Source organism: uncultured Methanobrevibacter sp. (assembly GCF_947169325.1).
GTDB lineage: Archaea > Methanobacteriota > Methanobacteria > Methanobacteriales > Methanobacteriaceae > Methanocatella.
Genome location: NZ_CAMVPN010000020.1, coordinates 25,667 through 32,563, shown reverse-complemented (window position 1 = coordinate 32,563; position 6,897 = coordinate 25,667). Strand labels below are relative to the sequence as shown.

The 6,897-nt window shown below is 38.2% G+C and carries 6 protein-coding genes; 2 read left to right on the top strand and 4 right to left on the bottom strand.

What is annotated here, in order from left to right; genetic code table 11:
* The coding region (locus tag Q0W26_RS04790) for a cation-translocating P-type ATPase (protein ID WP_298522973.1) at positions 1 to 1,987 on the top strand (1,987 nt) is incomplete at its 5' end.
* Between the two features lie 96 nt (positions 1,988 to 2,083).
* Positions 2,084 to 3,454 (top strand): MATE family efflux transporter, encoded by a 1,371-nt coding sequence (locus tag Q0W26_RS04785; protein ID WP_298522969.1) that lies wholly within the window; start codon positions 2,084 to 2,086, stop codon positions 3,452 to 3,454.
* Here the strand turns inward: Q0W26_RS04785 and Q0W26_RS04780 are convergent.
* The 4 genes from Q0W26_RS04780 to Q0W26_RS04765 are packed head-to-tail and all read right to left on the bottom strand — an operon-like array spanning position 3,451 to position 6,872.
* A complete protein-coding gene (locus tag Q0W26_RS04780) occupies positions 3,451 to 4,065 on the bottom strand; it encodes an ABC transporter ATP-binding protein (RefSeq protein WP_297828358.1) in 615 nt (204 codons plus the stop codon). The genes Q0W26_RS04785 and Q0W26_RS04780 overlap by 4 nt on opposite strands.
* Positions 4,055 to 5,014 carry an ABC transporter ATP-binding protein gene (locus tag Q0W26_RS04775; protein ID WP_298522965.1) on the bottom strand — a complete coding sequence of 320 codons (960 nt, stop codon included), beginning with the start codon at positions 5,012 to 5,014 and terminating at the stop codon, positions 4,055 to 4,057. Before Q0W26_RS04775 ends, Q0W26_RS04780 begins: the two co-directional genes overlap by 11 nt.
* A gap of 9 nt (positions 5,015 to 5,023) precedes the next feature.
* A complete protein-coding gene (locus Q0W26_RS04770; RefSeq protein WP_298522963.1) occupies positions 5,024 to 5,884 on the bottom strand; it encodes an ABC transporter permease in 861 nt (286 codons plus the stop codon).
* Complete coding sequence (locus Q0W26_RS04765; protein WP_298522960.1) at positions 5,877 to 6,872, bottom strand: ABC transporter permease; 996 nt, start codon at positions 6,870 to 6,872, stop codon at positions 5,877 to 5,879. The genes Q0W26_RS04770 and Q0W26_RS04765 overlap by 8 nt, the downstream gene beginning before the upstream one ends.
* Between the last annotated feature and the right edge of the window lie 25 nt (positions 6,873 to 6,897).

Genomic DNA, 6,897 nt, shown 5'->3' with positions numbered 1-6,897 from the left:
CCTTTGTGCTTGTCCTGATTGTGCAGATGACGATGACCACGACCACGGGCATGACCATGGCCATGACCATTCCCATGGGGATGGAGAATTATTTGCTGAAGGAAAACCCTTGATAGCAAATAGGCCGATACAAATCATTCTTGCGAGCGGTATATTGTTCGTTTTGGGTCATGTTTTCGAATGGTTATCATTTAGCCCTACAATCGTAACAGTCACATATATGGCTGGCGCAATTATTGCAGGTTATGAAATAGCTATTTTGGCATATAAATCATTAGTTAAAAGACACACTGTCGGCCCTGCAATGTTAGTATGTATTGCTTGTGTAGCATCCTTTATTATTGGACATCCTGAAGAGGGCGCTGCCGTTACTTTCCTTTATTACATTGCAGAATTTTTAGAGGATCTTGCTGAACACAGGGCTAAACGTTCAATCAAGTCATTAGTTGAAATCGCTCCGGATACCGCAAGAGTCAAAGTGGGAGATAAAGAAGAGATTAAAAATGTTGATGAAGTTGAAATAGGAGACATTGTAATTGTAAAACCTGGAGATAAGGTTCCTTTAGATGGAGAAGTAATCTCAGGTTCATCTTCAATTAATCAAGCATCCATTACCGGTGAAAGCCTGCCTGTCTTGAAGGAAGTGGGGGACAACGTATTTTCCGGAACTGTTAATGAAGATGGATATCTGGAAATAATGGTAACCACTGCCGCTAAGGATTCAGTAATCTCTAAAATCGTAACTTTAGTTAAAAGATCTCAACTCAATCGTTCCGAAACAGAGACTATGGTTGAAAGGGTTGCCAAGTATTATACTCCAATCATGATGTTTGCAGCTATTTGTGTTGCATTCATTCCTCCGTTGCTGTTTGGCCAGAACCTTGTTGATTGGGTCTATAAAGCACTTTCACTTTTAGTTATTTCATGCCCATGTGCATTTTTAATTTCAACACCTGTAGGAATGGTGTCTGCAATTACTTCCGCCACCAGAAACGGTGTTATCATTAAAGGAAGTACTTATGTTGAGGAAATGCGTAATGTTAAAGCAGTTATCTTTGATAAAACAGGTACTTTAACTGAAGGAAAGCTTAAGTTAAGTGATGTTGATGTGTTGGATGAGAATTATACTGAGGAGGGCATTGTTAAGATAGCAGCCTCTTTGGAATCACAGTCTTCCCACCCAATCGCTCAGGCTATCGTAAACTATGCAGATGAAAATGGTATTATTTTTGATGTCATTGAAGAGTTCAGAAATGTTCCGGGTAAGGGAATTGTAGCCAATATTAATGGTGAACAGTTCTACGCCGCCAAGGAAGCGATAATCGAAGGAAGCTCTTTTGACATTTCAAGAGATGAAATCAATAAGTACTCCAGCGAAGGAAAAACTTTGATATTTGTTGGAAATGCCGAAAAGGTTCTGGGAATCATCACAGTTTCCGATAAAATTAGGGACAACGCTTCTGAAGTGATTGCTGATTTGAAAGGACAAGGAGTGCAGACCATCATGCTCACTGGTGACAACAAGCTCGCTGCAAAAAGTGTGGCTTCCGAAATAGGAATCGACTATGTCTATTCCAATTTAATGCCTGAAGACAAGTTAAATATTTTAGACACTATCAGAAACAAATTCGGTGATGTTGCCATGGTCGGTGATGGTATCAACGATGCACCTGCTCTTGCACGTTCAAATATTGGTATAGCCATGGGTGCGGCAGGTTCAGATGTGGCTATTGAAACAGCAGACATTGCATTGATGCAGGATGATATCTCAAAACTCCCTTATCTGTTTGCCCTAAGCCGCAAAACAATGGGAATTATCAAACAGAACATCAGTATAGCCATTGCAGTCAAACTGTTATGTGTAATACTTGCAATCATGGGAATCATCACATTGATGATGTCTGTCGGTTTTGGTGATTTGGGTTTGACCATACTTGTTATCTTAAATTCATTTAGAATCGGAATGGTGAAAGATCCACTATTCTAATTCATCTCTTTTTTTTATTTTTCTTAAAAGAAATTGAACATCTGATAAATTAACAAATAATTAATTTTATATTTTAATAAATTTTAATATCTACTTATGTCAGGCAATGATTCATCAAGTAGTGTGGACTTCATGCTCCAAAATCCAAAGAAAGCATTGATTAAAATGTCCATTCCATTGATTGTATCCTTGCTTATAACTAGTTTTTATAATTTGATTGATGCTGCTTGGGTTTCAGGCCTTGGAGCTGATGCTCTTGCAGGAGTTGGATTTTTCACACCAATTTTCATGATTTTGGTTGGTTTTGGAAACGGTTTAGGTTCTGGTGCGGCTTTTGCATTATCCAAATATCTTGGCGAAGACAATAAGCCAAAAGCGGGCAATGCTTCAATTCATTCGATTTTAATAGATATTGTCGTTTCATTGATTGTAACGGTAATTCTGCTGATTTTATTAAATCCGATTTTAAATGCCATGGGAGCAGGGCAGACTATAGGTTATGCAACCGATTACGGAATTATTATTCTTGCCGGGTCAATCTTCATTATTCTTTCCAATGCATTGTATGGTATTTTCAGAGGTGAAGGTGATGCCACAAGGCCTATGTATGCCATGGCAGCATCAGCTATTTTGAACATGATTTTAGATCCTATCTTCATTTATACATTGAATTTGGGCGTTAGAGGGGCAGCCATTGCTACAATAATTTCTGCGATATTTGTAATTTTGATTTTGGCGTATTGGTTTTATATTAAAAAGGATACCTATCTAAAGCCTGTTTTCAGCAATTTCAATTACAAGAGGGATATTTCAAAAGACATCATAAAGGTTGGAATTCCAGCAAGCATTCAACTTTTGAACAATGCATTTTTTGCAGCAGTCTTTTCCGCGCTTCTGACTTTTGTCGGATCTACAGATTCGGTTGCAGTTTATTCAACAGGTTGGAGAATAGTAACGATTGGAACAACTCCTCTTCTAGCTATTGGAACAGCTTTAATTAGTGTGATTGCTGCAAATTACGGTGCAAAGAATTATAAAAATATTCAGATAGCCCACAGATATGCAATGAAGGTTTCGATAGTCATAGCATTTGCCGTAGCATTCCTGACCAATTTCTTTGCAGGTGATATTGCATCAATATTCGTATCCGGTGGCAGTAGTGCGAGGATTCTAGGAGAGTTGACTAGTTTTCTAGCTTGGATTGTAATTTATTATCCTACAATGGCTGTTGGGGTTTCATCAACTTACGTTTTCCAGGGCATTGGCAGGGGAATAACTGCAATGTTCCAGACTATCATGAGAGAAACAGGATTTACTATATTCTTTGCAGTCTTATTGGGCGTTATCTTAGGTTATGGTGTATGGGGGGCCTGGATGGGCATAGTCTTGGGAGAAATAGTATCAAACAATATTACGATGATTTGGGCAGACAGGTCTATAAAAAAATTAATAAATATTAATGGCTAAGCGCCATTAATATCCTTTAAATAAATCACTTCATCACAGATTGTATCGACAAGAGGCATGTCGTGGCTTACAATCAGCATTCCCATGTTCCTTTTTTTGACAATGTCAATGACTGATGTTATGATTTGCACTTGTGTGATTGCATCAAGCATGGTAGTCATCTCATCAGCTATGATGAATTGTGTTTTTGGATTGAGGGACCTCAGTACGGAGAATCTTTGGAGTTCCCCACCTGATAGTTCCTGTGGGAATCTTGTAAGCCAGCTTTTTTGAATACCGAATTCATCCAAAAGACTGTCATCAGGCATCCATGATTCCTCTAAAACAGCATTCATTTTCCATTTTGGATTCATAACCTTTTCAGGGTGCTGGAAAATTAATTGCACTGGACAAAATTCTTTTTTAGGCAGTTCCTTGCCATCCAATGTGACACTGCCTTCAAAGTTGTTTACATAACCGGATAATATTTTGCATAATGTGGATTTTCCGCTTCCACTGTCTCCGACTAAACCGGTAATTTTAGTGTTGTCCAGCTGTATGTCAATATCTTTTAAAATGTATTCTTTTGAAGAGGGGTATTTAAACGAAATGTTTGTTGCTTTAAGTTCCATCTTCTATGCCTCCTTCGTATTTAAAACATCTGACTTTTTTGTTTCCTAGGTCGATGAGTTCTGGGCGTTCGTCTTTGCATCTGCCGAATTTCATTTCGCATCTGTCGTAGTATGGGCATCCTTTTGGTATTTCTCCGTGAAGCGGCTGATGTCCTTTGGTCAGTTCGAATCCGTTTGCAGGCAGAGCCTTGTAGAGTGCTTTTGTGTATGGGTGTAATAGATTTTCCCCTTCTCCTGAGAAGTCTTCTTTTAGTGCGATTTCGATTACGTATCCTGAGTAGAATATTCCGATTCTGTCTGCCACCTCGAGTGCTGCGTGGATGTCGTGTGTGATTAGAAGCACTCCGATTCCATCTTCCTTCATGTGCTTGAAGTGGTTAAGTGTCTCTTCAACAGTTTTCTGGTCGAGTCCTGGTGTCGGTTCGTCTGCAACAACCAGTTTTGGGTCTGACAGTAATGCTGTTGATACGAGTACTCTTCTGGCCATTCCTCCTGAAAGCTGGAATGGGTACATGTCGTCCACTTCTGGGCCTAGGTTGTAGTGTTCGAAGATTTCCCTTTGCTTTGCTTTTTTGGCTTTTTTCTCTTCATCGTTTTCTGTGTGGCCTATTGCCTGGTCTGAGATTTTCATTAATGGATCCAGGAAGTTTACTGATTGAGGTACTAGCACTATGTCTTTTCCTCTGATTTCTTCTTTGTCTTTTTGGCTTAATTCCTTTCCGTTGTATTTTATTTTTCCATTTTGTCTTGCGTTTTCAGGCAGTATTCCGAATATTGCGTGTGCAAGCAAACTTTTTCCAGATCCGCTTGAACCCAAAACGGCTAATATTTCACCTTCAGATATATCAAGTGTCAAATCGGTGATAACTTTCAAATCCCTTTGATTTAACCCTTGAGTATACTGAATAAATGAAATTGAAACATTTTCAACATCTAATAATTTCTCCATGTTATCACCTTATTCGTTTGCGCTTGTAGGGTCAAGCAATTTTTTGATGTTTTCTCCGGCAATATCAAATAGCAATACCAATATCAATAAAGCCAATCCAGGGAACAATGCCAGCCACCAATTACCTGTTGCGAGATATTTCATTGATTCTGATAAAATGATACCTATTGCAGGTTCATGAGGTGACAATCCGAAACCTAAGAATGTTACACTGGCTTCGTGCATGATTGCATGAGGGAATATTAAAATTGTTCCTACAATGACTTGGGTAATCACTAACGGCAAAATGTGTTTTTTTGCAATCCATAGTTTAGACTTTCCGAATCTTTCAGATAACTTGACGAAATCTGATGTTTGTATCTGTTTTATCTCTGCTCTCAGAACTCTTGTAAGGGAAGTCCAGTGAGTAACTGCAACACCAATTGTCACACCAAATGCTCCTCCTCCCAATGCAATGGATATCAGGATGATTAATAGGATGTGGGGAACGGATAGGAACAAGTCTACGAGCCATGCAATGAAAGTATCTAATTTCTTGTTAATGCTTCCAATAAATGCCAATGCGACTGCAATTATGCTGCTTAAAATTGATGCTCCAGCACCAATCTGTACACTTAGACCCAGTCCTTTCAATGTACGGGTGAACATGTCACGACCCAGCCAGTCAGTACCGAACAGGTGTTCCAATGAAGGAGGCAAGTTCATTGCATCAAAGTTTGTTGTTATGTCTCCGGCATTGATTAATAAGCTTGATATGATTACAATCACCAGGATTGATACTGTAAGTGCGATTGTCAGCAGTGTTTTTGTTCTCAGATTCATATCTGCAATAGGACCATAAATGCTTGTAAACTTTTTTTGTTCACTCATTTTCTTCACCTTCTTTAATTCTTGGATCGACGAAGTTATACAGCACATCAGCTATAAGGTTGCCGCAATAAACGAATATTGCACTGAAAATTACAATGCCTAAAAGCAAAGGCACGTCACTTTTCAATCCTGCAGATACTGCGGCCTGTCCAATTCCAGGATATGTAAATATCTGTTCAACCAATACTGCGCCACCGAACAATTCGGAAAATCCTAAGAACTGTAATGTTATTGCAGGAAGCAGGATGTTTCTTATCCCATGTCTTATGATTAAATTCCATCCAGATTCTCCTCTTGCTTTTGCAAATAGGAAATAGTCACTATTCATTACTTCAATTAGTTTATCTCTAGTGAATAAAGTAATTGAAGCTATTCCAACAACACTTAAGGTAATCATAGGAAGAATTAACCTATGCAACCAATCCCAAAAGGATACATTTTCGCTTAATGTTCCTACTGGAACTCCCAATCCTGTTGGGAACCATCCGAGATATACGCTGAATACCATTAGGAAAAGCAAAGCAATCCAGAAAGTTGGAGCAGATTGCAAAATGTAACAATATACTTTAATAGCTTTATCAACAACAGTATCTTTTTTGAATCCTGCCACTACGCCCAATATAAATCCTAAAACGCCTGAAAATAACCAGGAAGTTAACATCAATACTAAAGATGCAGTAAACCTTTCTTTAATTACATCTAGCACGGGAGCTCTGAATATTAATGATGTTCCAAAGTCCCCATGAAGTATGTTCGCCAACCAATTTATCAATTTGGTTGTTATCGGTTCATTCACTCCCCAGTATGATTCCAAAATGGCTATTTTTTCAGGAGAAACCACTCCAAGGTTAGCAATATATGTTTTTACAGGATTTATAGGAGACATGTCTATAAGAAGAAAGCTTAATATGATTACAAAAATAAGCAAAATTATAAATCTGACAATTTTTTTACCTAAAAATTTCAAGAGCTTTTCATTTTTTAACATTAAAACACTCCTATATTAATAAAAA